The following is a 26,520-nucleotide window of genomic DNA, read 5'->3' on the forward strand; positions in this document are numbered from 1 at the left end:
GAAAATCGCGGGATGGCAAACAGTCCCATGAGGATCAGGCCCATGAAGGCCGGGAGGAGTTCCCATGTACGAATATGCCATCGCCTGGGACTGGATAACCTTCGCCGTCCGCTGGCTGCACGTGATTACCGCGATCGCCTGGATCGGCTCGTCGTTCTATTTCGTCGCGCTCGACCTGGGTCTGAAGAAACATCCGGCCCTGCCGCCGGGCGCCTATGGCGAGGAGTGGCAGGTCCATGGCGGCGGCTTCTATCATATCCAGAAATATCTGGTGGCGCCGGCCAACATGCCGGACCATCTCGTCTGGTTCAAGTGGGAGAGCTATGTCACCTGGCTTTCGGGCTTCGGCATGCTCTGTCTCGTCTATTATGCCGGCGCGGATCTCTACATGATCGACCCGGCAGTCCTCGATGTGTCGAAGCCTGTGGCGATCGCCATCTCGCTCTGCTCGATCGCCGGCGGTTGGCTTCTATACGACCTGATCTGCAAATCGCCCTTCGGCAACGACAATACGCGGCTGATGGTGGCGCTGTATTTCATTCTGGTGGCGGTGGCCTGGGGCTATACGCACCTGTTCACGGGCCGCGCGGCTTTTCTGCATCTCGGCGCCTTCACCGCGACGATCATGTCAGCCAACGTCTTTTTCATTATCATTCCGAACCAGAAGATCGTCGTCGCCGACCTGATCGCCGGCCGCACGCCCGATCCGAAATACGGCAGGATTGCCAAGCAGCGCTCGACGCACAACAACTACCTGACGCTGCCAGTGCTGTTCCTGATGCTGTCGAACCATTATCCGCTGGCGTTCGGCACGCAATTCAACTGGATCATCGCCTCGATCGTCTTCCTGATGGGCGTTACGATCCGCCACTGGTTCAACACCCGCCACGCCAATGCCGGCAACCCGACCTGGACGTGGATCGTCACCGTTGTTCTGTTCATCATTATCATGTGGCTTTCCACGGTGCCGAAGATACTGACGGGCGAAGGAACCGACATCAAGATTTCGGCTACCCAGCACCCCTTCGTCACGGCTGAGGCCTTCCCGAGAGTTCGCGACACGATCATGGGGCGCTGCTCGATGTGCCATGCCAAGGAGCCGAGCTGGGAGGGCATCATCGCACCACCGAAGGGCGTGGTGTTCGAGACCGATCGCGACATCGCCGCCCACGCCCGCGAGATCTATCTGCAGGCCGGGCGCAGCCATGCCATGCCGCCGGCCAACGCCTCGCATATTACCGACGAGGAGCGCCGCCTGCTCGTTTCCTGGTACAAAAGTGCCATCAATGGGGAGAAGACCCAATGAATGAAATCCTGATCCGTGGCCGAGTGCTCACCTTCCTTGCCGAGCCGCAAGGCATCGATGATGCCGCCTCCTACCGTTATATCGAGGACGGCGCCGTCTACGTTCGTGATGGAAAGATCATGGACATCGGTTTGTATAACGACATTTGCAAACTGGCCGATGCAGGCATCCGGATCGCGGACCATCGCCCGAATCTCATTCTTCCCGGCTTTATCGACACGCATCTGCATTTCCCGCAGACGCAGGCGATCGCCTCTTATGGCGCACAGCTGCTCGAATGGCTGAACAGCTATATTTTCGTCGAGGAGCAAAAGTTCGCCCGCGCCGCGCACGCGGCTGAAGTCGCCGATCGTTTCATGGACGAGCTCCTGTCGAACGGCACGACGACAGCGGTTGCCTATTGCTCGGTGCATCCGGAGAGCGTCGACGCCTATTTTACCGCCGCTGAAGCGCGCGGCATGTGCATGATCGGCGGCAAGGTCATGATGGACCGCAATGCGCCGGACGCGCTGCGCGATACGCCGCAGCGCGGCTATGACGAGACGAAACGGCTTATCGGGAAATGGCATGGCCGCGGCCGCGCGCATTATGCGATCAGCCCGCGCTTTGCCATCACCTCGACGCCCGAGCAAATGGACGTGAGCAGAGCCCTCGTCGCCGAGCATCCGGACTGCTATGTCCAGACGCATTTGTCTGAAAATCGCGACGAGATCGCCTTCGCCACGTCTCTTTATCCCGAGGCGAAGGACTATACCGATATCTACGCCCGCTACGGCCTGCTCAATAACCGCATGCTGCTCGGCCACTGTATCCATATGAGCGAAAGGGAAGTTTCCGTGCTCGCCGAAACCGGTGCGGTTGGTGTTTTCTGCCCGACCTCGAACCTCTTCCTCGGCTCCGGGCTTTTTAACGCCGCGCGGTTCGATGCTCTCAGCGCCCGTTGGTCAGTGGCAACCGATGTCGGCGCCGGCACCAGCTTCTCGATGCTGGAAACGATGGACGAGGCCTATAAGGTGCTGCATCTGCAGGGACAGCGGCTGACGCCTTTCAATTCCTTCTACCGCATGACGCGCGGCAACGCGCTCGCGCTTGGCCTGGAGAAACGGATCGGCTCGCTCCAGGCAGGCGCGGATGCCGATATCATCGTGCTCGATTCCAGCGCCAAGTCGGCGATGGAATTCCGCATGCGCACGGCGACCTCGCTTGCCGAGGAGCTCTTCATTCTCCAGACCATGGGTGACGACCGCTGCGTCAGCGAGGTCTATGTCGCCGGCAAGGCGATGAAGACGGGGGATGCAAAGCATCAGGCAACGGCAAGTCGGAGATCGGAAGCTGCCCTGTTCGCATGAGGATTTCCATGCGGCTTCGATCTCTCTGAGGAGAATGGGCGTAAGGTTCGATGAAAAAATAGAGCGCGCTGTCGCTTGGTGCGGGTCTGGAGATCGGCCCTCGCGTCGCGCGCATTTTCCGCTTCACCAGTGGGAATATTATTCCAAAATCATTTCGGAAATTAGCAAATCACTATAGGCTGGGTTCGACTCGGCTGCGCATGCGCTTTGGGGGAGTTTGCCGCGCCCGTCGAGCAAGACAATCCGATGAAGAAAAGCCGACATGCCCAATAGAACCTCGCCGCTCGTCGCGTTCCAGTCCAAGACATTTCGTTCGCTCTGGTCGGCAACGCTCATCTCCAATCTCGGCGGACTGGTCGAAGGTGTCGGCGCCGCCTGGCTCATGACCAGCCTTGCCACGTCTCACGGCATGGTGGCGCTGGTCCAGTCCTCCACCACGCTGCCTGTCATGATCTTCTCGCTCGCGGCCGGCGCGCTGGCCGACAATTACGACCGACGACGGATCATGCTGATCGCGCAGATGCTGATGCTGTGCGTGTCCGCGATGCTGGCGGTGCTTTCCTACACCAATGCCTTAACGCCATGGCTGCTGCTCAGCCTCACATTCCTGATCGGCTGCGGCGGCGCCTTGCATAATCCATCGTGGCAGGCCTCCATGGGCGATGTCGTGCCGCGCGACCATCTGCCGGGAGCCGTCGCGCTCAACAGCATGAGCTACAACCTGATGCGCAGCATCGGGCCGGCGATCGGCGGCGTCATCGTGGCGGCGGCTGGAGCCGCGTTCGCATTTCTTTTCAACGTCTTCTGTTATTTCGCGCTTATTTTCACCTTGTGGCGCTGGAAAAAAGCGCCTGTCCGCAATGCCCTGCCGCGAGAACCTTTCGGCAGTGCGATGTCGGCCGGGTTTCGCTATGTCCTGATGTCGCCGAACCTGCTCAAGGTGATGTGCCGTGGCTTCGCCTTCGGCCTGACGGCGATCGTCATTCTCGCGCTATTGCCGCTGGTTGCGCGCGATCATGTGCATGGCACGGCGATCACCTATGGCATCATGCTCGGCTTCTTCGGCTTTGGCGCCATCTGCGGCGCGATGCTGATCGGCCGCATTCGCGATTTCCTCAGCAATGAATGGGTGATCCGCGGCGCCTTCTTCACGCTGGCGGTCAGCTGCGTCTTTCTGGCGCTGAGCAATCAGGTATGGCTGAGCTGCCTTCTCCTCATGCCGGCAGGCGTCGCCTGGGTCCAGGCCTTCTCGCTGTTCAACGTCACCGTTCAGCTTTCGACCCCGCGCTGGGTCGTCGGCCGCGCGCTCTCGCTCTACCAGACCGCCACCTTCGGCGGCATGGCGATGGGAAGCTGGCTCTGGGGCGAACTGGCCGACGCTCATGGCGTCACCGGCGCGCTTTTCATCGCGAGCGCCGCTCTGGCCATAGGCGGCCTGCTTGGCGTCCTGCTGCGCCAGCCGGACTTCGAATCCCTCAATCTCGATCCGACCAACACCTTCAGCGAACCGCAGCTGCAGCTCGACCTTCGCTCCCGAAGCGGCCCGATCCTGGTCATGGTGGATTACAATATCGATCAGGAAGACGTGCCGGAATTTCTGGCCGTCATGGCCCAGCGGCGGAGAATGAGAATTCGAGACGGCGCAAAGCAATGGTCATTGTTGCGCGATCTGGAAAAGCCGAACACCTGGACGGAAAGCTATCATCTGCCGACCTGGATAGACTATGTCCGCCACAGCCAGCGGCAGACGCATGCCGATGTCGAGGTCGCCGAACACCTGGATGCCCTGCACCGTGGCGATCAGCCGCCGGTCATCCACCATATGATCGAACGGCAGACGGTGCCGAGACATGACGACATGCCGTTGAAACCCTATCTCGACGCGACGTAATGGCGCCTACGGCTGGGCGCTCGCGCTTGTGGAAGCACTCCGCGCATGCTGGCGCGCCATTTCGCGTGGCGAATGGCCGAAGGCACGCTTGAACATGGTCGTGAAGGCCGCCGGGTTCTTGTAGCCAAGATCGATTGCGATCGTCGTCACCGGCGTTCCCGCGACAAGTCGCGGAAGTGCGGCATGCAGGCAGGCCTGCTCGCGCCATTTGACGAAGCTGAGCCCCGTCTCGAGACGGAACATTCGGGTAAAAGCACGACGGCTCATGCTCATATGGCCGGCCCATGCATCGATCGTATCGTGCGTTGTCGGCCGCCTCAGGAAATCCTGGCACTTCTCGGCGAGCATTCGGTGGTGCGGGATCGGCAAGGACAGCGGCAGCGGCTTCAGCCGCGCCAGCTCGTACAGAAGCAAGGTCATCAAGGCACCGGCCCGATCGTTGACGTCATAGTCGACGGGAATATCGACGGCTTCGGCAATGAGCGTGCGCAACAGCGGTGATATTTCAACGACCTGACAATGATCCGGCATTGTTTCGATGGCCTCGGGCCGAATGTAGACGCTGCGCATGCTGACATTGCCAAGCATGCGCACGCTGTGGATCACGCCTGGCGGGATCCACATGCCGCGCTCCGGCGGCATGACCAGCGTGCCGTCCGGAGTGGTGACGATCACCACGCCCGAAAAGCCGTATAGCAACTGGGCGCGGCGATGCTGGTGCGGATCGACGCGATGCCCGTCCCTATATTCATTGCCGAGGGCAACGAGTGGCCGGTCGACATCGATGAACGGATCTATGCGGCTGTTTCTGACCATTCTGGCCCAGTCTCGTAATAATTGCGCCTTATCGCGGTAGCGGGCGATATTGTTTTCCAATATCAGCGCGGCAAATGATTTGAAAGTGAGAGCCATGAGCCAGGTCATGAACCCGCCGCGGGCGGCTGCAACGATATATCCGGTCCTTCTGGTAGCCAGTCTCGGCCACTTCATCAACGACGTCACCCAGGCTCTGCTGCCGGCCAGCTATCCCGTGCTCAAGACCGGCTTCGATCTCACCTTTGCTCAGCTCGGCGTGCTGACCTTCGTCTACCAGATCACCGCCTCGATCCTGCAGCCCTTCGTCGGCTGGTACACGGACGGACGTCCCCAGCCCTATTCCCTGCCCTTCGGCATGGCCTGCAGCTGCACCGGCATGATCACTCTCGGAATGGCCTCGAACTATCCGACCCTGTTGATGGGCGCGATGCTGCTAGGCCTCGGCTCCTCGATCTTCCACCCCGAGGCATCCCGCATTGCGCGCCTGGCATCGGGCGGCAAGCACGGCTTCGCACAGTCGCTGTTTCAGGTCGGCGGCAATTTCGGCACCTCGCTCGGTCCGCTGCTGGCCGCTTTCTTCATCCTTCCGCACGGCCAGCACGGCATGGCTGCGCTTGCAAGCCTGGCATTCCTCGGCATCCTCGTTCTCGGAGGACTGGGCCGCTGGTATCAAGTCAATGGCGGGCACCTGCGCGCGCCGGCCAAAACGGGCAAGCCCCATAAGGCGCTAAGCCTGTCGCGCGCCCGCGTCGGCCTGGCCATCGCCGTCCTGATCGCGTTGATTTTCTCGAAGTATTTCTATCTGGCGAGCTTCACCAGCTACTACAATTTCTACCTGATGGCCCGGTTCGGTGTCACCGAACGGACGGCCCAGCTCTGCCAGTTCGTGTTCTTCGCGGCTGTTGCCATCGGTACGATGGTTGGCGGCCCGGTTGGCGACCGCATCGGCCGCAAGAAGGTCATCTGGGGATCCATTCTCGGTATCCTGCCCTTCACCATCGTGCTGCCGCACGCCAACCTTGAAACGACGATCATCCTCAGCGCGATCATCGGCACCGTCATCGCGTCCGCCTTTTCCGCGATCGTCGTCTATGCACAGGAACTGCTGCCTGGCCGCGTCGGCATGGTTTCGGGCCTCTTCTTCGGCTTTGCCTTTGGCATGGGCGGCATCGGGGCGGCGGCACTTGGCATCCTCGCCGACCATACGAGTATCGAATTCGTCTTCGAGCTTTGCGCCTTCCTGCCGCTGATCGGGCTTTTGACGATCCTGTTGCCGAGCGTGGAAGATTGAGGCTATTCAGAGCCGGCTTGGCCGGTCAATGTTGCGAGACAAAAAGGTCACACCTCGAAGCGTTTGCTGATCGCGCCACCCAGAAGTTGCGGATGTTTCACAACCGCATATTGAGCTGCCTCACAAATTGTCTATTTTGCCGTGCTGCAATTGTGGGCGCAAAGTCGAACCCCAGGATTTTGCGAAGCCACCGCTTCGCCCTTGCTTTGCGGATGCCTACGCAACCATTCGGAGTTCAGGCAGACAATGACATTCCCGACGATACAGCTTCCGCAGAGAGCTCTCACGCTTGCTCAGGGCGTGATTACAATGCCGAGAGCCGTCTATTTCTCGTTGCCGGTATTGATCGCCCTGACTGTCTTCATGGCGATTTCCGAAATGCCTGGCATATTGAGGGATTGGACGATCAGCCAAAATCCCGTCATGCTCGATAGCGGCGATATTCGCGATGGAAAATGCTCAACCCGGAAAGGCTTCTTTACCAACTGCTCGGCCCATCTCACCTATGATTATCAGGGCCAGAACTATGACAAGGATGTCGAGATCATGTTCGTCGACATCCATGCCGGCGACTATGACACGGATCTCGTCGTCTCCGGCGATCACCCGGAGTTGGCGACCCTCAGCCTCGGGCTTGATATGCTCTGGAACCGGATCATCACGCTTGCCGTGTTCGTTGCCCTGCTCGGCGGCGCCTGCATCGCCATGATCTTCCAGCTCTTGCGCATCTGGCGAGTTCGCGGGCAGCTGCGCCAACCCGCTCAACTGGTGCCGGTTCCCGTCGAAATCACCACGTTTCAGCGCAAAGGCAAGCGATTGACGGTGACCTATGCGGATAAGATCGCCGACAGAAAGACGGGGCGAGCGGCACACACACGCTTCGAGCCCGGACAGGAACCTCTGGTCGTCGATGAAAAGGACGGCAAGGCCGTGGCGCTCGCCGCCTGGCATGGAAATGCGGCTCTGCCGGTGCTTCTGGACAGCCGGCTGGAACGGATCGACATGACGGCGGAAGAGCGCGCCAGAACTCTCGCTCCGCTGACAACAGAACTAGGCAGCCACCCGCCGGAACTCGCTGTCCAAGGAAAGAAAGGCCCGTCCATCATGGCGCGGCTTGCCAGAGCCCTGCTCGTCATACTCCTGATCATCGGCGGCCTTTTCGGCTACTGGCTCTGGTATGTGACCAGCGCCGGCTCGCAGTTTACGTCGCCGGCCATGGATCTCAACAATATGATGCCCACTCCTCTCAACCGCTGGGGCTGCGATCAGTTGAAGAAGCGTTTCGGCGATCAACGGGCGCCCTTCGGATGCACCGCAGCGGACTATACCAGCTGGAAGTGACGTTGAACTGGTATCGATGGACGCGGCTTCCTCAAGGAGCCGCGTCCATGCGCGACGCCTCGTCCCTGCCCGATGGTGTCGGGCAGGGACGAGGGTGGGCCGTTTCCGACCACGCGGGAACAATGACCGGCGAATGTCGTTTGGCTTCCATTGTCGACTTGGAGCTTACACGACCTGGAGCCTGCTATGAGCCCGCGCGCGCAATGGAAGGGATACCTGAAATTCGGAGAGGTCAGCTGCGCCGTCGCCCTTTATACGGCGGTCTCGACCTCGGAGCGGATTTCCTTCCATACGCTGAACCGGGAAACCGGCAATCGCGTCAGGCGCGAATTCATTGACAGCCAGACCGAACAACCGGTGCCGCGTGACGACCAGGTCAAGGGTTATGAACTCAACAAGGACGACTACATCGTGCTGGAGCCCGAGGAGGTCGCCGCCGCCGTGCCGGAAAGCGACAAGGTTCTTCGCGTAAAAGCCTTTCTCGCGTGGTCGGATATCGACGACGTCTATTTCGACCGGCCCTACTATCTCGCCCCTTCCGCCTCGGCCAGCGAGGAAGCCTTTGCGCTGATCCGCGAGGGCATGCGCAAGAAGAAGGTGGCCGCCATTGCCCAGGCCGTCCTGTTTCGCCGTCTGCGAACGCTGATGATCCGCGCGCACGGCAAGGGGCTGATCGCCACCACCCTGAACTTCGACTATGAGGTCCGCTCGGCCAGGGAAGCTTTTGAGGACGTGCCCGACATGAAGATCAAGGGCGAGATGCTCGATCTTGCCAAGCATATCATTGCCACGAAGGAAGGCAGCTTCGACGCCAGTGAATTCGACGATCGCTACGAAGCCGCGCTGACGGAGCTCGTCAAGGCCAAGATCGAAGGCAAGGCGATCCCGCAACGCAAGCCGGCGAAGGTTGCCAAGGTGACCGACCTCATGGAGGCCTTGCGCCAGAGCGCCGGCGCGGATGGCGGCGGCAAGGCAGGTCCGAAGCACACCTCACAGAAGGCCGGCTCGACGTCTCGCAAGGCAGAGAAATCACAAGCCGCATCCTCATCCCGGTCGCAGCGCAAGGCGGGCTGACGATGGTATTGGAAACCTATAACCGCAAACGTGATTTCACGAGAACGACCGAGCCGAAAGGGCTGGCAAACAAGGGAAAGCAGAGAGCCTCAGGAGACAGCTTCGTCATCCAGAAACACGATGCGCGCCGCCTTCATTACGATTTCCGCCTCGAACTCGACGGCGTCCTGAAGAGCTGGGCCGTGACCAAGGGGCCCAGCCTCGTGCCGGGCGAGAAGCGGCTCGCCGTGCAGACCGAAGACCATCCACTGGAATACGGCGATTTCGAAGGCACGATCCCGAAAGGCGAATATGGCGGAGGCACCGTCCTCGTCTGGGACAAGGGCTCCTGGACGCCGCTTGGCGATCCCCACAAAGGTCTGAACAAGGGACATCTCGAATTCGAGCTCCATGGGAAAAAGCTCGGTGGCCGCTGGCGCCTGATCCGCATGGCGGGAAAGCCGCGCGAAAAGCGCGAAAACTGGTTGCTGATCAAAGGGGAAGACGATGCGGCCCGCCCGGAAGGGGCACCTGACATCCTCGACGAGCGGCCGGAATCGGCGAAAACGGGACGCGTCATCGATGAGGTTGAAGGCGAAAAACCGGGCTGGTCCTCGAAGACCGGCAAGATCGATCGCAGGAAGAGCCGGACAGAGAATGGCGCTGCCGAGAAAAAGACGGGCCGATCCGAACCGGAAGCGGATGCGAAAGCTGTCGATCCAGCGTCCCTGAAGGGCGCCAGGAAGGCTCCCTTGCCGGCCTACATCGAGCCGGCCCTGGCAACGCTCGTAGCAAAACCACCTTCAGGGACGCGCTGGCTTCACGAAATCAAATTCGACGGCTATCGGCTCGAGGCCCGCATAGAGGCCGGGCGCATCAAGCTGCTCACCCGCAGCGGCCTCGACTGGGCGGGCAAGTTCGGCAAGGAGATCATCGCCGCTTTCAGTGATCTGCCTGTCGGCACGGCGATCATCGATGGCGAACTGGTCGTCGAGCCGGCGGCCGGTGCCTCGGACTTTTCAGCACTTCAGGCCGACCTCAGCGAAGGCCGCAGCGATCGCTTCGTCTTCTATGCCTTCGATCTCCTCTATCTCGATGGCTATGATCTCGGCGCTTGTCCATTGGTCAGCCGCAAGAAACTGCTACAGACGATCATTTCATCCGAAACCGGGATCCTCCGCTTCAGCAGCCATTTTGATGAAAACGGCGATTTGCTGCTGAGCCATGCCTGCCGGCTTAGCCTCGAAGGGATCGTCTCCAAGATCGCCAATGATCCCTATCGCCCCGGCCACGGAAAGACCTGGGTCAAATCGAAATGTTCGTCGCGGCAGGAATTCGTCATCGGCGGCTGGGTTCCCTCCACGACATCGCGAAAGGCGATCGGCTCGCTGGTTCTCGGCGTCTATGACGGTGGCAAGCTCGAACATGTCGGTCGCGTCGGCACGGGCTACACGCACATCGTTGCCGAGCAGCTTTTCAAAACGCTCGGCCGCCTGAAAGCGGAGGAGAATCCCTTTGCAACGAAGCTGACGGCAGAGGAAAATCGCGGCGTCCGCTTCGTGCGGCCCGAACTGGTAGCGGAGGTCGAGTTCCGCGCGTGGACGGCCGATGGTCACCTGCGTCACGCCTCCTTCCGTGGCTTGAGAGAGGACAAGAACCCGCTCGATATCGTTCGCGAAACACCGAAAGCGGCGACAGCAGCCTCAGCCGAAAAGCCTGTCCGCAGCAGCGTGTCCTTGACGCATGGCGACCGTCTCTACTGGCCGGACGAAGGCGTCACCAAGGCAGGACTTGCAGACTATTACACCGAGGTTTGGCGCTACATGGGTCCCTACATCGTCGGTCGGCCTCTCGCGCTCGTGCGCTGTCCGAACGGCATCAACGGCCAGCATTTCTTCCAGAAGCATGCCTGGAAAGGCATGAACCGGAATATCGCCCTGGCGAAAGATCCGCAGGACGAAGAGCCCTATGTGAGTATCAACGACCTGAACGGCCTGATCGGTCTCGTGCAGGCGGCCGTTCTCGAAATCCATCCCTTGGGATCGATGGTCGGCAATTGGGAAAAACCTGACATGATCATCATGGACCTCGATCCGGGGCCGGGCGTCGCCTGGACCGAGGTCATCGCCGCTGCGGAAGAAACCGGCGAGCGGTTGAAACAGGCAGGTCTCGTTCCCTTCATCAAGACGTCGGGCGGCAAAGGCCTGCATATCGTCTGCCCGCTGGTTGCCAAGGCCGAATGGCCTGCCGTCAAGGCCTTTACCAAGGGTGTCGCCGACGCGATGGCGGCGGACAGCCCCGGGCGCTATGTTTCGACCATCACGAAATCGAAACGACGCGGCAAGATCCTCATCGATTATCTCAGGAACCAGCGCGGTTCGACGGCGGTTGCGCCCTATTCCACCCGCGCTCGTCCGGGAGCCGCGGTCTCCATGCCGCTATCCTGGGACGAACTGAGCCCGGCCATCGGCCCGGACTACTTCACCGTACCCAACGTGGCGACACGGCTTGCCGCGCTCCGCTCGGATCCCTGGGCCGACTTCAGAGCCGCAGCCGAACCGTTGCGTCAATCGAAAGCAAAAGGCAAACGTGGTTCATGACGAAGTGGGCGGCTATCGTCTCTTGCCGCCCTTCTCCTGCGAGAGGCTCTTTCGAAGCGCATCCATGATGGAGATGACATTGCTCGGCGCGGCTTCCTCTGCCACCTTCGCCTTTACCGGTCGCTTGCGGCCCTTCTTCTTGGAGGCGATAATGTCGAGCAACTTTTCCTGGACGGGGTCCGAGACCATGTCGGGATCCCACGGCTTCATCCGCTCTTCTATGAGCTCCTCGACCAGCCGCATCAGCTTGGTGTCCACCGATTTCGACCCGATGTCGCCGAAATAATCCCGATCGTCACGCACCTCGTCGCCAAAGCGCAAGGTCCAAAGCACGATGCCCTTATCTCGAGGCTCCAGCATGACGGCTCTTTCGCGGGATATGCCGACCATGCCGCTCGCCTCCATCGCGTCGCGAATGACGCAGTAAGCCTCCTCGCCGACGGGATCGTCCGGCGTCAGATAATGCGGGGTATCGAACCAAATCCATTCGATGCCGTCTCGCGGCCCGAACATCTCGATATCGATCGTCCGCGTGCTTTCCAGGGCGACAGCGTCGAGCTCCTCGTCCTCGAGCACGACATAGTCGTCCTCGCCACGCTCATATCCCTTGACTTCATCGTCCTCATCCACCGCCGTGCCGGTCACGGAATCCACATATCGGCTGACGATGCGATTGCCTGTCTTCCTATTAAGCGTATGGAAGCGAACCTTTTCATTGTCGCTGGTTGCTGGCGCCATGGCGACGGGGCAGGTCACGAGCGACAGCTTGAGGTAACCCTTCCAGAATGATCGCGGAGCCATGAATTTTTCCTCCAATACGAGAAGAGGAACGGTCTTCGCCACGCATGGTTCCGCTCGACCCATCCGTGGTTCCTGTCATGTCTGAAAGGCAACTCGACCGGATCGGTCGGTTTGCCTATAATTTCCATGGCTACGGATCGCTTCAGCCCATAGGCGATCGATTTGGCGGGAATAGAAACATGGATCAGTTCAGCAGTACCGCCACGACGCTCCTTTCCAGCAGAGATCGCGGCTGGAAGGGATTCGAGGCGAACTTCCTTCATCTCCAGGCTGGCCGCACCCATGTGCCCGGATCACAGACGCATCGGCTGGGCATTCACTTCGGGCGAGCCGTGAACGCATTTTGCCAATGCGACGGCCTGCAGCATCGCCGCCGACAGAAACATGGTGACATCGACATTGTTCCGGCGGAACTGGATGGCTGGTGGGAAGATGACCGCGACTGCACCGTTCTGCGCCTGAATATTCGCCCTGAGCTCCTTCGATCCGCCGCTCAAGCGCTTGGTCGAAATCCCGACACGGTTTCGCTGACACCAAAATTCCAGCTTCGGGATGCCCGGCTGGAATCGATCGCCTGGGCCATCAAGACCGAGATAGAGGCACCCATACCATCAGACCGGACATACGCCGAGGCATTGGGATTGGCTTTGGCGATCCGCCTGGTGGAAAGCGGGGGACAGGAAGCGGCAGGCATCACCGCGACAGGCGCGACGTTAACGGACAAGCAAAAACGGCGCGTGATGGAATTTATCGAAGAGCATATCGACAAGTCGCTGTCTCTCGCCGATTTGGCAGAGATTGCCGGGTTCAGCGTATCGCATCTGAAGCCGCTCTTTCGCGCCACATTCGGAATGCCGGTTCATCAATATGTTCTGGCACGCCGGGTCGAGCATGCAAGATTGCTCATCCTGTCCGGCGACATGCCCCTTGCCCAGGTCGCAGCAGCGACCGGCTTTGCCCATCAGAGTCACATGAGCCACTGGATGCGGCGCATTCTGGGCCTCACCCCAGGAATGATCAACCGAATGCATGCCTAAAGCGCGTCGCGATCTTTCAGATTCGCTTCGCGCGCTTTAGGTCCTTGAATTTACGCATGCCGTTTTCGCAAAACCGCGGCACACTTCTGCGCGATATGCTTTCGCTTCGATTGTCGTCCGAACCTGCAACCGACCATCCGATCATGTGCGCTCCGATGAGCGCAGACGGATAGGCTGCAGGAGTATTGACAGGAGAAGACCCCATGCATGCCATTCTCGGTGCCAGCGGAAAAGTCGGCCGCACGACCATCAGCTCCCTGCGGAAGGCCGGCGTTCCGGTTCGCGCCATACTGCGAGACCCCTCGAAAGCAAAGGAATTTTCCGAACTCGGCTGCGAGATCGCCGTCGCCGAGATAAACGATCACCAAGCTTTGACCGCCGCGCTGACGGGCGCCAGAGCGGTTCAGGTCATCTGCCCCGTCGACGTTCGCGCGCAGCAGCCCCGCTCGAGCATGATGCAATTGATCGATTCAATCGGTGCTGCCTTGGCGATGGCCAAACCACAAACCATTCTCGCCATTTCCGACTATGGCGCACAACACGATTCCGGAACCGGCATCACCCTGCTCTTTCACGCGTTGGAAATGCGTCTGCGAAAGCTGGATTGCAAGCTTATCCTTCTGCGCTCGGCCGAGCATATGGAGAACTGGGCTCGTCTGGCAAAGGCCGCAGCCGAAAGCGGCCGATTGCCGAGCTTCTACCATCCTCTGACCAAGGCTCTTCCAACCGTCTCCGCCTTCGATGTCGGCGCGATCGCTGCCGATCTGCTTCTGGAGAAGACAGATGCAATCGAGAGACTTGTCCATGTCGAAGGGCCGCGACGCTATACGCCGGAGGATGTTGCCGCTGCCATAGCGTCTCTGACCGGCCGCAGCGTTATCGCTCAACCGCTACCCGAGGCCGACTGGCAGACGGTATGGCAGCGGGCCGGACTGTCCGAGGAATACGCACGATTGCTGGTCGAGCTCTATATCGCCCACAATGCCGGCCGAATAAACGCGGAAAGCGGCGTTGGAGAAATCCGTCGAGGGACGACCGAAATGATCGACGTGTTGCGGCGACTTCTCAAGAGCTGAGCGCATATATCGCTGTCAATGCGCACCGCCGCTGCCACCCTCCTTGAGATCGACATTGCTGAGGATCAGGGCAAGCGGAATGGCACAGAGCACGATCAGCATCAGCACGTGGAACACATCGACATAGGCGAGATAGCTCGCCTGTGTCTGCACCTGCTGCTCGATCCACGCGGTCGCCTGCGCCCGCGCATCCGCTACCGTCGTACCCTTTTCGGCAAAATAGCGCGACATGGTCTGCAGCGTCTCCTGGTAGGCCGGCGAGGATGGCACGATATGCTCGACAAGGCGGCTCTGATGCCATTGCTCGCGATGCGCCAGGACATTCGACGCGACGCACACGCCAATGGAACCGCCGATATTGCGGGCTGCATTGATCATGGCGGACGCCTGGTTGGTCTGCTCCGGCCTGAGGCCGTAATAGGAGGCCGAAGTGATCGGGATGAAGATCAGCGGCAGGCCGAGACCGATATAGAGGCGCGACCAGACGAAGAATCCGAAGTTTAAGCCGGGATAGAGCCGTGTCAATTGCCACATGGATACAGCAATGATCGCAGCGCCGATGGCAATCAGATATTTCGGTTGAACCAGCGAATTCACGCGCCCGGCGACAAACATCATGACCATGGTGACAAGCCCGCCGGGCGACAGGACAAGCCCGGCCCAAGTCGCCGTATAGCCGTAGTTCTGCTGCACGACCTCGGGAATGAACTGCGTCGTCGCGATCAGGATGGCGCCGGTCGCCATCATGACGATGAAGCAGGACCCGAATTGCCGGGTGCCAAGCAACCATCCATCGATGATCGGGTTGGCCTTGGTCAGAACCCATGGGATCGCGAGGAGAAATGCAAGAACGCATAGGGCAGTCATCATAATGATAAAGCCTGAGCCGAACCAGTCATCGGTCTGGCCTCGATCCAGCACGAGTTCCAACGCGCCGAGAAAGGTTGCCACCAGCAGAAAGCCGACAAGATCGAAGCGGACTCCTTTTCGCCGATACTCCTCGCGCATTTGCTTCGTCTGAGGCGTTTCCTTCAACAGCACATAGACCAGGGCAAAGGCGAAGACGCCGACGGGGCCGTTGATAAGAAAACACCAATGCCAGGAAAGATTGTCGGAGAGATAGCCGCCCAATGTCGGTCCGATGACCGGCGCGACGACGACGGCGACGCCGAAAAGAGCGAAGGCCTGCCCGCGCTTTGCGGGCGGAAAGGCATCGGCGAGGATCGCCTGCGAGGTCGGCACCATGCCGCCGCCGGCAAAGCCCTGGATCATCCGGAACACCAGCAGAGTTTCCAGATTCCAGGACAGCCCGCACAGGACTGAAGCGATCGTGAAGGTCGCCAGACACAGGAGATAGAACCTGCGACGGCCGAACCGCTCGGCAAAATAGCTGCTGGCAACAAGCACGATCGCATTGGAGACCAGATAGGTCGTGACCACCCAGGAGGCCTGGTCAGAGCTGACAGCGAGGCCACCGGAAATATAGCGCAAGGCGACGTTGGCGATCGTCGTGTCGAGCACTTCCATGAAGGTTGCCAGCGACACCACGATGGCAATTAGCCAGGGGTTTGTGGCTTGCGCTGAGGACGCCCCCGCTCCGCCCGCCGTTGCGCTTGCGCCGCTCATATCAGCTCCTCGGGCGCACCGTCACCGTCGGCACCACGGACATGCCGGGGCCTATGGCAACATCTGCGGGCCATTTGTCGACGATGATCTTGACCGGCACGCGCTGTGTGACCTTGACGTAATTGCCGGTCGCGTTTTCGGCCGGCAATAGCGAGAAAGCCGTTCCGGAGCCCGGCTGGACGGATGCCACCTTGCCGTGGAGCTTATGCTCCGGATAGGCATCGATCGTGAGCTCCACGGGCTGGCCCGGCCGCATATCCGTCAGCTGCGTCTCCTTGAAGTTTGCCGTAATCCAAATGTCGTCGGGAACGAAAGTCGAGATCGCCTGCCCCGCATCGATATATTGGCCCTTGGCGCCGGTGAGGCGGACGACGCGGCCCGGCTGGGCTGCGGTGATCGTCGTATAGCTTAGGTTCTGCTGTGCCTCTTCCGCCTGCGCTTGCGCCTGTTTCAGACTGGCAAGCGCACTGGATTTCTGCGCTTCCGCGACGGTCTTGTTCTTCAATGCGGAGGTTACGCTCGCCTGCATCTGCGCAAGACTTGCCTGATCCTGCTGCAGGGTCGAGGCCGCTTGTTGGACGGCCTGCTCGCTGCCGGAACCGCTCTTGACCAATTGCTGCTGACGAGCGGATTCCTGCTGCGCATATTGAAGGGCGGCGGCGGAGGAATTCTGTTGCGCTTTGGCGACGTCGACGGATGCATTGGCTGCTTCGATCTGCGCGCCGGCGCTATCAACGGCCGCCCTGGCGACCTCGACCTGCCCATTCGCCTGATCGAGCGCAATCTGATAGTCACGCGGCTCGATCCGCAAAATGACATCGCCGGCCTTGACATGCTGGTTGTCGGTCACGGGAACTTCCGCGACATAACCGGCAACCTTGGCAGCCACGGAAAAGCTGCGCGCACCGACGAAAGCGTCATCCGTCGACTCGTAAGGATAGAAATAGATCTTCCAGCCGAACCACGCGCCAACGATCAGAGCCACCAGCACCACGATGCCGGAAAGAATCCAGAAGGGATGACGATGGACGAATGAAGGCCGCTTTTCCACCGAGGAATCGGCCTGACGGTCCGCATCCTCAAACGGCCGCTGTTTCCGCCGAGCCGGCTTGGTTTCCATGATATTGGGTTGATTGTCAGCCATGACATGACCTTTGCTTGTTGTCGTGAGGGGTTCAGCTCCCGGTCAATCGGTTGAAACGATGGTCAATACTGCAAAAAGCGTCGGATCTTTTTCAGATCCCGAACGAAGGCAAGCCGGCTCTTTTCCTTTTCATCCTGTTCCCTGATCCGCAAAAGTGCCGAGGGATGAATGGTCACGAGAACATCGGGCTTTCCTGAGGAATGTAGGACATGGCCACGGTCGCGCATGACCTTGACCTTCGAGCCGAGCAGCGAGGACACCGCTGTCGCGCCGAGTGCGACGACCAGCTTCGGCTTCAGGAGCTCGAGCTCAGCTCCGAGCCACCAGGCGCAACGCTGCACTTCTCCGGCATTGGGCCGCGCATGCAGGCGCTTCTTGCCGCGCAGCTGGTATTTGAAATGCTTGACGGCGTTGGTCACGTAGCAGCGATCCCGGTCCACCCCCGCCTCTTCGAGGCACTGATCGAGAAGCCGGCCCGCCGGCCCGACGAAAGGCTGCGCGGCCAGATCCTCCTTGTCGCCGGGCTGTTCGCCGACGAGCACGATATCGGCCGTATCAGGGCCTTCGCCGAAGACGAGATGGGTAGCATTGCGATAAAGGTCGCACCGCGTGCACGAGCGAGCATCGTCGCGCAGTTCATCGAGGGATTCTGCGTCCGCATGTTCATATGCCAGCGAGGGACCTGTACCGGCCAAAGGAAATCTATCGAGCATTGGGGGCTCGCAATGGTTCCAGACTCTACGACGATCAACTAATCGCAGTTCTCTTTGTTCCATGCTCGGGTGCCCACTGTAGGGGAACCCACGTCTCCGCCGTTCGTTAGAACGATGAAACGATGAGAACGGAGGAACCCGTCATGAACAGCGACAGCAAAATCGGCGCCTTTGCGCTGAGCGCATTCTTCAATGACGAATATGATGCGGAGGCAGCGGCCCACGCACTCATGGATGCCGGCATACCCAAGGATGCAATCACCATGACGCCGGGCAATCGACCGGATACATCGCCGATCGATCATATGGGCTTTCTCGATGCGCTGACCGGGATCTTCTTTCACGAGGAACAGCGTGCCGCCTATGCGGCGGCTCTCGAACAGGGCGGAACACTGGTAACCGTACAGGAAATGAACGAGGCCCAGCACAACATCGCCCTGCCGATCCTGGCTGAGAAAGGTCAGATAGACCTCAACGAACGCAACAGTTGATCCGTTCCCCTTGCCGTGCGGGAACAACCGATACCTGGATATCTCCAGCTGAATTAACCCGGATGAATTTGCAACGACCTTGCTTATCAACCCGACGGCCGGCCTGGGAGGTGTTCATCGCTTGGGATCTTCTGCGCGTCCATGAACCCGTGCGCCCACTCGTCTCGACGGTGGTCGCTTTCCGGAAAGGGATTGCTGTCGCCTGTTGCACCCTTTTGGAAGGCCTTCCTGCCGAGTTCATAAGCGTCCGTCTCGGAAATCGCGTCGTCCTTGCTCATGGCCGATACCCGCCCGTTGTCATCAAGCGTGCATCGAGACAGGCCATCACGAAGGCTGGTCTGGATGCTTCGACCGGAATTCGGTGCGAAACGGCTGCGACACAGCGCTCCCTCGCATGGGCATAGGAGGAGCCTCTTTCGCACGGCCATCGCCGCGACAGGAAATGGATTGCATCTTCCGGCCCCCGGACAGTCTGGTAGACCTGATCTCCCGCGGTAAGCCGGACAGGCGCGTTCCAAAGCATTTTAAATTCGACATCAATGACTTCGTGCATGCGATCCTCCCACTTCGTGGAGGTCCCTCCCTTTGTGAAGAACCGCAGACGCGGCCGTTTGTTCCTGAAGCCCGCAGCAATCCGGCTTCGTGAGATTCTTTCGCTCCGATTTGGAAACTTTTATCGGCCCAGAATGTTCTGAACGCTAGGTCTCACGAGGCGCAGGTCCCATGAGGCGAACGCCAGCCTTTGTCTCGCCTTGCGGTTCACTTTCAGTTCACGCGAAACCATTTATAAGCGATCAACTCACTCTGGATTGACCGATGGACAATTCGACGGGCCCCTATAGCCAGATGTTCCGGGGCAAACGGCTTTTGATCGTGGAGGACAGCTATTTCCTCGCCGACGACGCACGGCAAAAATTGCAAGAGCTCGGCGCGATCATAGTCGGACCGGTCGATGACATCGAACACGCCGTCGACCTCATTGAGACAGGCGACGCTGATGCGGCAATCCTGGATTTGCATCTCGTTACGGAACCCGCCTTTTCTCTCGTTGAGCAGCTTGAAAGGCGCAGGCTTCCCTATGTCTTCGCCCTTGGTCGGGAGCCGTCGGGCGCAATCGCGGATTTTGCCGGCTTTGTGCTATGCGGGAGATCGGTTGCCATGGAGCACATCGCCAAGGCCTTGTTCGGTAACCGAAACCAAGATCTCTAGCGCCGATCCTCATCAAGGCGGACGGCCAACTGTTGCCGTGCCCGATTGATCCTGCTTTTCACCGTGCCGATCGCGCAGCCGAATTTTTCCGCCGCGGCATCATAGGATCGCCCCTCTATGACAACATATTCAAGCACCGCCCGATAAGGTTCAGGCAGGTGATTGCAAGCCTCCTCCAACTCCCTTGCCCGGATCGTCCATTCCTGCGACGGCAAGGCGATGCCTTCACCGGAAACACATTTCTTGCTGCCCGGGGCCTCGCGCTTGGCAATGCGGAACTTCGTGCAAAACGTATTGCGCATGATCGTGAACAGCCACGATTTCAGCCGGGTGCCACGGTCGAATTGATTGAGATTGGCCAATGCCTTCGCCAAGGTCTCCTGAACCAGATCGTCGGCATCGTTGGTATTTCTGTGAAAGGTCCGCGCAAAGGCGCGAAGGGCGGGAATAAGTTCGACTATTTCGGTTTGCAGACCGGTTGTTGAATACAGGTCGGTCACAACTTTCCTCCTCGACAGGTTCCAATGAAGCGCCTCCTCGCCCGCACTGCATGCAGCACCCGATCTCGTTCAACGCCTGCCATGCGCGATGAAGATCGGCATCCATGCAGGTGCCGGCTCAATCGCCATTGGTCTTGATCTGATTAGTCTTTACTTTTCGCCGTAAGTCGCGATGTGTTACCGGGATGCTTTGGATTGCCTCTCGGGCTTTAGACGCCATTTACATCTGGCTGGGAAACGGCTGTATTCCGCGCTTGTTCCATCCAATTTCAAAAATTGCCAGATGTAGCTGGGGAAGAGATCGAAAAAGAAGCGAGCCGATCCGGAATTCGGCTATCGCTCGATTGTCCCGTTGCGGCGAATCTTGCGTTGGAGAAGCATGATGCCCATAGAGCAAGGCTTCCGCGGTCGGTGGACAGCCCGGCACGTAGATATCGATGGGAACGACCCGATCGCAGCCGCGCACGACCGAGTAGGAATAGTGATAATAGCCGCCGCCATCGGCGCAGGAGCCCATCGAGATAACGTAGCGCTGCTCGGGCATTTGATCGTAGACCTTGCGCAGCGCCGGCGCCATCTTGTTGCAAAGCGTGCCTGCGACAATCATTAAATCCGATTGCCTCGGGCTGGCCCTTGGCGCAGCGCCGATGCGTTCGACATCATAGCGCGGCATTGACATCTGCATCATTTCGATCGCGCAGCATGCGAGCCCGAACGTCATCCACGTCAGCGATCCCGTGCGCGCCCAGGTGACGAGCTCGTCCGTGCTGGGGACAAGAAAGCCTTTGTCTGCAAGTTCGCTATTGATCGTCCCCATAAATGGATCGCCGCCTGGAGCTTCACCAGGATGTTGAAAGTCACTGATCACAGGACGGTCTTTGAAGGAAGACATGGCCCGTTCTCCATAGGAAAGACACCTCTAACTTCCGTGGGACCGGCTTGTTCCGGAGCGCAGAAATCCAAAAACTTGGAAACAATTGCGCGGCTGTCGCGTTTGAAGGCGGCAATGCAGCAATCGAGGAGCAAACCCCATGAAAAGCCCAGCCCCCATGAGAAACGGTGCTCAGGAACTTGCGAAGGAGTATCTGCGGCTCGGCGGACACAGGCTTCTGGTCATGGATGACAATATCCTGTCGACCGAAAGCTGGGAAGCAGACACCCCGGAAGCCGAGACCTTCTGGAGACGGAAGATCGAGATACTCGAACCAAGGCAACGCAACGAAGTTATGTCGTTTCTCCCCTCCATCAATGTCACCTAGCGGGAGGCTCACCGGCTTTGCCGCGTCCCGAAGCAAGCCGCTCCAGACATGGCTATGAATAGATGATGAAGACAGGTGCGATCCGTATCGGTATTTCAGGCTGGACCTACGCCCCCTGGCGCGGTGTTTTCTATCCGAAGGGCACGACGCAGAAGCGCGAACTGGCCTATGCCTCCCGGCAGTTTCCCTCCATCGAGATCAACGGAACATTCTACGGGCTGCAGCGTCCCGAGACTTTTGCAAAATGGCGGGACGAGACCCCGGATGGCTTCGTCTTTGCCGTCAAGGGCTCGCGCTACATAACTCATATGCGCAAGCTGCGCGATGTCGAAACACCGCTCGCCAATTTCATAGCTTCGGGCTTGCTGCGCCTTGGGCCGAAGCTTGGCCCGATCCTCTGGCAGTTTCCGCCGCGGCTGCGGTTCGACCCCGGACTCTTTTCCGCCTTCATGGCAATGCTGCCGAAGGACACCCGTGCGGCAGCCAGTCTTGCCAGGCGACGCGATGCATGGATGGAAGGCTGCGACTGGCTGGAGATCGACGAAAACAGGCCGCTGCGCCATGCATTCGAGATCCGCAACGAGAGCTTTGCGCAGGCCGATTTCATCAGGCTGCTGAGGGAACACAAGATGGGACTCGTCTGTGCCGACACGGTCGAATGGCCGTTGCTCATGGATCTTACGGCGGATTTTGTCTATTGCCGCCTCCATGGCTCGGAAGAGCTCTATGTCAGCGGCTACGACGACAATGCCCTGGATCTATGGGCAAGACGGATCAGCGCCTGGGCGCACGGCCGCGAGCCCGCCGACGCCAAGCGCGTCTTGCAGCCGCTGAAATCGTCCGCGAAAGGCCGCGACGTCTATGTCTATTTCGACAATGACGTGAAAGTCAGGGCACCCTTCGATGCCCGACGGCTGGCCGAGCGGCTCGGGCTTGCTTCACCCGTCGAAGCCATGCGACCCCCTGCACGGAAGCGCCCGCACAAACCCGAGATTACAGAAGAGGCCCGCCAGCATTGGCCGGGCCGATAAGGTCCTCTTCACTACACGAGAAAGACGCCGGCTCGGTTCGGATCACTCCAATCGGCCCCATGCCGGGTCCCAGGGGTCCTGATCGGGTCGAGCTGCCTCGACAATGCGCTTGGTCAACGGCACGGCACTTCGTTTCCCCATCTACTACCTCCAAGGCTTGGAACGGGATACCACCGCGAGGGAGAACTGAAGGATAATCATAGTGTTCAATCGGCTGCGTCGTCAATCTAAGTTATTGAATAGTAGTTATATTTAGCACCATGGGATATTGTAGGGCTACCTATTTTGATCCTCGGAGCGGATGTAGACCTGCAGCGTGTAGCCGATGTGCTCCGTCATCAGCGCCTTGGCGCGTTCGAGATCGCGGTCGAGGGCGGCCTCCATCAGCGCCGTGTGATGCTCGATCGCCATCGCGTCCTTGAGCGCTGCCACCGCCTTCTCATAACCGGCGGAAAGGCCCGCGGTCGCGCGTTGCGTCGGCGCCAGACCGAGGAAACGGTGGTGGCGCCGAAGTTGATCGGTAATGGTGGACTGGAAGCGTTTGAGCCAATTTGATGTCGCAGCGCTTACCAGCGCGGCATGGAAGGCAGAATGCTTCTCATCCCACTCGTCGGCCATCTCTTCGGAAGCAGAATCCGGCACGATCTTGCAGCGCGACAAGCGGTAATGCGCCGTCACCACGGCAGATTCCCAATCCGGGCCGCCTTTTTCAATCGATTCCATGAACAGCGGCAGCTCGACGACCATCCGCGCACGCATAAGGTCTTCCAGCTCCGCCCTGGAAACAGGGGCGACCGCGAAGCCGCGATTGCTGACGGCCGTCACCAGCTTCTCGGCTTCCAGCCGCGACAGAGCCTCGCGAAGCGGAGTCCAGCCGACTCCATAGGCCTCCCGCAGAGCCCCGAGCCGCAGGGATGCGCCAGGCCTGAGCTTCGTATTGAGGATATCGCGTCGCAACAGCCAATAGGCCGCCTCGGTCTTGCTCAACGCGTCGGTGTCCTGCATGCGGCCTGTCCTTCCTCCGCGACGTCCGGATTATATATAAAACTCCCCTATGCAGAAATATATATATCAAAGGTGCAGATAGTGCACATCATATATCTCAATTTGACAGGCTTGCAGCAGTCGCTATGATCCCCTGCAAGAGGCCCGAAGGAACACGGCTCCTTGTCACATCCGGGAGGAAAATATGCTGAGATCTACATCCAAATGGCTGTCCAGCCTGGTGGTCGCCGGCGCCTTCGTGGCCAGTGCCGCCACCGCATCGGCCGAACCCATTAAGATCGCAATCGCCAATTTCGGTGAACATCCGCAGCTCAATGCTTCGATCGCCGGCTTCAAGAAAGCGCTTGCCGACAACGGTTTCGTCGAAGGCAAGGACGTCGTCTACTCCGAGAGCAACACGAGCTTCGACGCGTCGCTCGTGCCGCAGATGATCGCCAAGCTGCAGTCCGAACATCCGAAGCTAATGTATACGGTCACGACCCCCGTATCGCAGATCGCCAAGAAGGCGCTCGCCGGCTCCGGCATTCCGATCGTCTTCACCGCCGTCACGGATCCGGTCGCCGCCAAGCTTGTTCCTTCGTGGGATTCGGGTGACGTCGGTATCACCGGCTCGAGCGACCTGCAGGACATTTCCGCCATCCTGACCTTCACCAAGAAGCTGCTGCCGAACGCCAAGCGGCTTGGCGTGCCTTACAATCCCGGCGAGGCCAATGACGTCGCGCTGATCGACAAGGTCAAGGCCGCCGCTCCGGCAGCGGGCTTCGAAGTGGTTCCGGTCGGCGTCGATAACGTCAACGACATCCAGCAGCGCATCGCGTCGCTCGCCGGCAAGGCGGATGTCATCTATACGCCCGCCTCCAACCTGCTGCAGCCGGCAATCCCGGCCGTTGCCGCCGCTGCCCGCCAGGCGCAGATCCCGATCGTCAATTCCGACGACGCCGCGGTTCGCAACGGCGTCGTGCCGGCAAGCTTTGCCGTCAACTACGAGCAGGTCGGTGAAAATGCCGGCAAGATCGCCGCGCAGATCCTTAAAGGCGCCGATCCGAAGACGATCAAGCCCGCCGTTCCGGCCTATAAAGACCACGCGCCGCTGATCAACAAGACCGTGTTGAAGGCATTCGGCGCCGACGTTCCGGCTTCGCTTGCCGATTGCAATTGCTTCACGAAGTGATAGGCGGCATCTTCTAGGGATAATCCGATCCATGGCGGCGTCAAGGACGCCGCCATTTCATAACCCTATTCCGCAGGGGAGGCACGGATGCTTGATATCAAATCCGCGCGCAAGGTTTTCTACAAAGGCCAGCCCGACGAAAAGGTCGCGCTCAATGGCCTGACGCTCTCCCTCAAGTCTGGCGAATTCGGCGTCGTCATCGGTTCGAACGGCGCCGGCAAGAGCAGCATGCTGAATGCGATCTCAGGTGCTCTCAGCCTCGATTCCGGTCAGATCCTCATCAATGGCGATGATGTCACGGGCACGCCGGTCCATAAGCGCGCCGCGCGCCTCGCCCGCGTGTTCCAGGACCCGATGAAGGGAACCGCCGCCAGCATGACGGTCGGTGAGAACATGCTCCTGGCGGAACTGCGCGGTAAAAGCAGAGGATTTCGCCCCGGCCTGAATGCCGCCCGTCTTGCCGCCTACAAGGAGCGCCTCGCCGTTCTCGGCCTCGGCCTGGAAAACCGGCTGGATACGAAGGTCGAGCTGCTTTCCGGCGGCCAGCGTCAATCGTTGTCCCTCATCATGGCGGTCGGCGGCTCGCCCGACGTGCTGCTGCTCGATGAACATACCGCAGCGCTCGATCCGCGCACGGCCGACATCGTCATGCAGGCAACGGTACGCACCGTCGAGGCGCTGAAGCTGACGACATTGATGGTGACGCACAACATGCAGCACGCCGTCGATTTCGGCGACAGCATCATCATGCTCGATGCCGGCCGCGTGCATCTCGAAATTGCCGGGGAAGGCAAGCGGCGCATCACCGTGCCCGAGCTGATTGGCCACTTCGCCGTCAAGACCGACCGCATGCTGCTGGTGAGCTGATATCATGATGGATTTCGTACAGACAACCGTCTCAAGCTTCGTCTCGCTCATTCCGGTCACGCTGGCGCAGAGCTTTATCCTGAGCTTCGTCGTCCTCGGTATCATGATCCCCTTCCGGATGCTGAGCTTTCCCGACCTGACCAGTGAAGGCGCGTTTCCGCTCGGCGGCTGCGTCTGCGGCATTTTGCTGGCCGCCGGCGTCGCGCCGCCGCTCGCGATCGCCGTTGCCTTTGTCGTCGGGTTGGCCGCCGGCTGCTGCACGGCCATCATCCATTTGCGCTTCCGTATTCATACGTTGCTCGCCGGCATCCTGATGTCGACCATGCTTTACAGCGTCAATCTCGGCATCATGGGCAAATCGAACCTTTCCGTCTTCGGCTCGCCGACGGTATTCGACTGGGTGCCGTTCGCGACCCCGGGCTTCCCCACAAGTAAGATCGTGGTCGCCGGCATCCTTGCTCTTATCGTGCTGATGGCCCTCAATCTCTATTTCAAGACGGAAAAAGGCACGGCCATGCGTGCCGTCGGCTCCAATCCCGACATGGCCGAGGCGCAGGGCATCAATGTCTGGGCAGCGACCATCGGCGGTGTCGGGATCGCCAGCGCCCTTTCCGCCGCCAGCGGCGCGCTCATGGTCCAGTCACAGGGCTTTGCCGACGTCAACATGGGCATCGGCATCCTGATCAACGGCCTGGCAGCCCTGATGATCGGTGAAGCCTTCACCGGCAAGCAGACCGTGCTTAGACAGTTGCTGGCGCCCTTCGTCGGCTCGATCATTTACTACCAGCTCGTCTCGCTCTGCCTTGCCGCCGGCATGCCGCCGCCGAACCTGAAGCTCGCCACGGGCCTGTTCGTGCTCATCATGCTGGCACTGCCAAGCATTCGTCGCAGCCGCGGCGGAGCGGCCACCCGAGAAACCATTCGCGAATAAGTTTACGAGGCA

Annotated in this window: 25 protein-coding genes and 1 pseudogene; 16 read left to right on the forward strand and 10 right to left on the reverse strand. The window is 59.8% G+C overall.

Going from position 1 to position 26,520, the window contains the following annotated elements:
- Positions 1–64: 64 nt before the first annotated feature.
- The 3 genes from HGP12_RS07375 to HGP12_RS07385 all read left to right on the forward strand — a co-directional run bounded on the left by HGP12_RS07375 (position 65) and on the right by HGP12_RS07385 (position 4,546).
- Positions 65–1,306 carry a urate hydroxylase PuuD gene (locus tag HGP12_RS07375; RefSeq protein WP_168839552.1) on the forward strand — a complete coding sequence of 414 codons (1,242 nt, stop codon included), beginning with the start codon at positions 65–67 and terminating at the stop codon, positions 1,304–1,306.
- Positions 1,303–2,655 carry a guanine deaminase gene (guaD, locus tag HGP12_RS07380; RefSeq protein ID WP_168839551.1) on the forward strand — a complete coding sequence of 451 codons (1,353 nt, stop codon included), beginning with the start codon at positions 1,303–1,305 and terminating at the stop codon, positions 2,653–2,655. The genes HGP12_RS07375 and guaD overlap by 4 nt, the downstream gene beginning before the upstream one ends.
- A gap of 262 nt (positions 2,656–2,917) precedes the next feature.
- Positions 2,918–4,546, forward strand: a complete 1,629-nt coding sequence (locus tag HGP12_RS07385) for an MFS transporter (protein WP_168839550.1) — start codon at positions 2,918–2,920, stop codon at positions 4,544–4,546.
- Between the two features lie 6 nt (positions 4,547–4,552).
- Here HGP12_RS07385 and HGP12_RS07390 read toward each other — a convergent pair whose 3' ends face one another.
- Positions 4,553–5,470, reverse strand: coding sequence for a helix-turn-helix domain-containing protein (locus tag HGP12_RS07390; protein WP_246703278.1), 918 nt, complete (start codon positions 5,468–5,470; stop codon positions 4,553–4,555).
- Here HGP12_RS07390 and HGP12_RS07395 point away from each other — a divergent pair.
- The 4 genes from HGP12_RS07395 (at position 5,457) to ligD (ending at position 11,647) form a co-directional block, all read left to right on the forward strand.
- Positions 5,457–6,653, forward strand: coding sequence for an MFS transporter (locus HGP12_RS07395; RefSeq protein WP_168839549.1), 1,197 nt, complete (start codon positions 5,457–5,459; stop codon positions 6,651–6,653). The two genes, HGP12_RS07390 and HGP12_RS07395, sit on opposite strands and share 14 nt — an antisense overlap.
- A gap of 246 nt (positions 6,654–6,899) precedes the next feature.
- Positions 6,900–7,994: a hypothetical protein gene (locus tag HGP12_RS07400; RefSeq protein WP_168839548.1), complete on the forward strand. Its 1,095-nt coding sequence runs from the start codon at positions 6,900–6,902 to the stop codon at positions 7,992–7,994.
- A 186-nt stretch (positions 7,995–8,180) separates the two neighbouring features.
- Positions 8,181–9,068 carry a Ku protein gene (locus tag HGP12_RS07405; RefSeq protein ID WP_168839547.1) on the forward strand — a complete coding sequence of 296 codons (888 nt, stop codon included), beginning with the start codon at positions 8,181–8,183 and terminating at the stop codon, positions 9,066–9,068.
- Between the two features lie 2 nt (positions 9,069–9,070).
- Positions 9,071–11,647, forward strand: coding sequence for a DNA ligase D (gene ligD / locus HGP12_RS07410; protein WP_168839546.1), 2,577 nt, complete (start codon positions 9,071–9,073; stop codon positions 11,645–11,647).
- A gap of 12 nt (positions 11,648–11,659) precedes the next feature.
- Here the strand turns inward: ligD and HGP12_RS07415 are convergent, their stop codons facing one another.
- Positions 11,660–12,448, reverse strand: a complete 789-nt coding sequence (locus HGP12_RS07415; RefSeq protein WP_168839545.1) for a Ku protein — start codon at positions 12,446–12,448, stop codon at positions 11,660–11,662.
- Between the two features lie 179 nt (positions 12,449–12,627).
- Here HGP12_RS07415 and HGP12_RS07420 point away from each other — a divergent pair, with 179 nt between their 5' ends.
- Both HGP12_RS07420 and HGP12_RS07425 read left to right on the forward strand, forming a co-directional pair.
- Positions 12,628–13,485 carry an AraC family transcriptional regulator gene (locus HGP12_RS07420; protein ID WP_168839544.1) on the forward strand — a complete coding sequence of 286 codons (858 nt, stop codon included), beginning with the start codon at positions 12,628–12,630 and terminating at the stop codon, positions 13,483–13,485.
- Between the two features lie 203 nt (positions 13,486–13,688).
- Positions 13,689–14,561, forward strand: coding sequence for an NAD(P)H-binding protein (locus tag HGP12_RS07425; RefSeq protein ID WP_168839543.1), 873 nt, complete (start codon positions 13,689–13,691; stop codon positions 14,559–14,561).
- A gap of 15 nt (positions 14,562–14,576) precedes the next feature.
- Here HGP12_RS07425 and HGP12_RS07430 read toward each other — a convergent pair whose 3' ends face one another.
- The 3 genes from HGP12_RS07430 to HGP12_RS07440 all read right to left on the reverse strand — a co-directional run bounded on the left by HGP12_RS07430 (position 14,577) and on the right by HGP12_RS07440 (position 18,044).
- On the reverse strand, positions 14,577–16,187 hold the full coding sequence (locus HGP12_RS07430) for a DHA2 family efflux MFS transporter permease subunit (RefSeq protein ID WP_168839542.1): 1,611 nt from the start codon (positions 16,185–16,187) through the stop codon (positions 14,577–14,579).
- Position 16,188: 1 nt separating this feature from the next.
- Positions 16,189–17,331 carry an HlyD family secretion protein gene (locus HGP12_RS07435; protein WP_168839541.1) on the reverse strand — a complete coding sequence of 381 codons (1,143 nt, stop codon included), beginning with the start codon at positions 17,329–17,331 and terminating at the stop codon, positions 16,189–16,191.
- Between the two features lie 62 nt (positions 17,332–17,393).
- A complete protein-coding gene (locus tag HGP12_RS07440) occupies positions 17,394–18,044 on the reverse strand; it encodes a UdgX family uracil-DNA binding protein (RefSeq protein ID WP_168839540.1) in 651 nt (216 codons plus the stop codon).
- Positions 18,045–18,187: 143 nt separating this feature from the next.
- On the opposite strand from HGP12_RS07440, the gene HGP12_RS07445 reads away from it, so the two are divergent.
- Complete coding sequence (locus HGP12_RS07445; RefSeq protein WP_168839539.1) at positions 18,188–18,535, forward strand: hypothetical protein; 348 nt, start codon at positions 18,188–18,190, stop codon at positions 18,533–18,535.
- Positions 18,536–18,621: 86 nt separating this feature from the next.
- Here HGP12_RS07445 and HGP12_RS07450 read toward each other — a convergent pair whose 3' ends face one another.
- Positions 18,622–18,813: a hypothetical protein gene (locus HGP12_RS07450; protein ID WP_168839538.1), complete on the reverse strand. Its 192-nt coding sequence runs from the start codon at positions 18,811–18,813 to the stop codon at positions 18,622–18,624.
- Positions 18,810–19,088 carry a DUF982 domain-containing protein gene (locus HGP12_RS07455; RefSeq protein WP_168839537.1) on the reverse strand — a complete coding sequence of 93 codons (279 nt, stop codon included), beginning with the start codon at positions 19,086–19,088 and terminating at the stop codon, positions 18,810–18,812. Before HGP12_RS07455 ends, HGP12_RS07450 begins: the two co-directional genes overlap by 4 nt.
- A gap of 263 nt (positions 19,089–19,351) precedes the next feature.
- Between HGP12_RS07455 and HGP12_RS07460 the strand changes: the two genes are divergently transcribed.
- Positions 19,352–19,744 carry a response regulator gene (locus HGP12_RS07460; RefSeq protein ID WP_168839536.1) on the forward strand — a complete coding sequence of 131 codons (393 nt, stop codon included), beginning with the start codon at positions 19,352–19,354 and terminating at the stop codon, positions 19,742–19,744.
- Here the strand turns inward: HGP12_RS07460 and HGP12_RS07465 are convergent.
- Positions 19,741–20,244: a sigma-70 family RNA polymerase sigma factor gene (locus HGP12_RS07465; protein WP_168839535.1), complete on the reverse strand. Its 504-nt coding sequence runs from the start codon at positions 20,242–20,244 to the stop codon at positions 19,741–19,743. The genes HGP12_RS07460 and HGP12_RS07465 overlap by 4 nt on opposite strands.
- A 333-nt stretch (positions 20,245–20,577) precedes the next feature.
- Positions 20,578–21,136: pseudogene (locus tag HGP12_RS07470) on the reverse strand (NuoB/complex I 20 kDa subunit family protein).
- A gap of 139 nt (positions 21,137–21,275) precedes the next feature.
- Between HGP12_RS07470 and HGP12_RS07475 the strand changes: the two are divergent.
- On the forward strand, positions 21,276–21,503 hold the full coding sequence (locus tag HGP12_RS07475) for a hypothetical protein (RefSeq protein WP_246703279.1): 228 nt from the start codon (positions 21,276–21,278) through the stop codon (positions 21,501–21,503).
- 62 nt (positions 21,504–21,565) lie between these two features.
- Positions 21,566–22,534, forward strand: coding sequence for a DUF72 domain-containing protein (locus tag HGP12_RS07480; RefSeq protein ID WP_168878695.1), 969 nt, complete (start codon positions 21,566–21,568; stop codon positions 22,532–22,534).
- 276 nt (positions 22,535–22,810) lie between these two features.
- Here HGP12_RS07480 and HGP12_RS07485 read toward each other — a convergent pair whose 3' ends face one another.
- Positions 22,811–23,539, reverse strand: a complete 729-nt coding sequence (locus HGP12_RS07485) for a GntR family transcriptional regulator (RefSeq protein WP_168839533.1) — start codon at positions 23,537–23,539, stop codon at positions 22,811–22,813.
- Between the two features lie 184 nt (positions 23,540–23,723).
- Here HGP12_RS07485 and HGP12_RS07490 point away from each other — a divergent pair, with 184 nt between their 5' ends.
- From HGP12_RS07490 to HGP12_RS07500, 3 genes are all read left to right on the forward strand, one after another.
- A complete protein-coding gene (locus HGP12_RS07490; RefSeq protein WP_168839532.1) occupies positions 23,724–24,710 on the forward strand; it encodes an ABC transporter substrate-binding protein in 987 nt (328 codons plus the stop codon).
- A gap of 87 nt (positions 24,711–24,797) precedes the next feature.
- Positions 24,798–25,577, forward strand: a complete 780-nt coding sequence (locus tag HGP12_RS07495) for an ABC transporter ATP-binding protein (protein WP_168839531.1) — start codon at positions 24,798–24,800, stop codon at positions 25,575–25,577.
- 7 nt (positions 25,578–25,584) lie between these two features.
- Complete coding sequence (locus HGP12_RS07500; protein WP_168839657.1) at positions 25,585–26,508, forward strand: ABC transporter permease; 924 nt, start codon at positions 25,585–25,587, stop codon at positions 26,506–26,508.
- The last annotated feature ends 12 nt before the right edge of the window (positions 26,509–26,520 follow it).

The sequence above is a fragment of the Rhizobium sp. P28RR-XV genome, assembly GCF_012641385.1.
Taxonomy (GTDB): Bacteria; Pseudomonadota; Alphaproteobacteria; order Rhizobiales; family Rhizobiaceae; genus Rhizobium.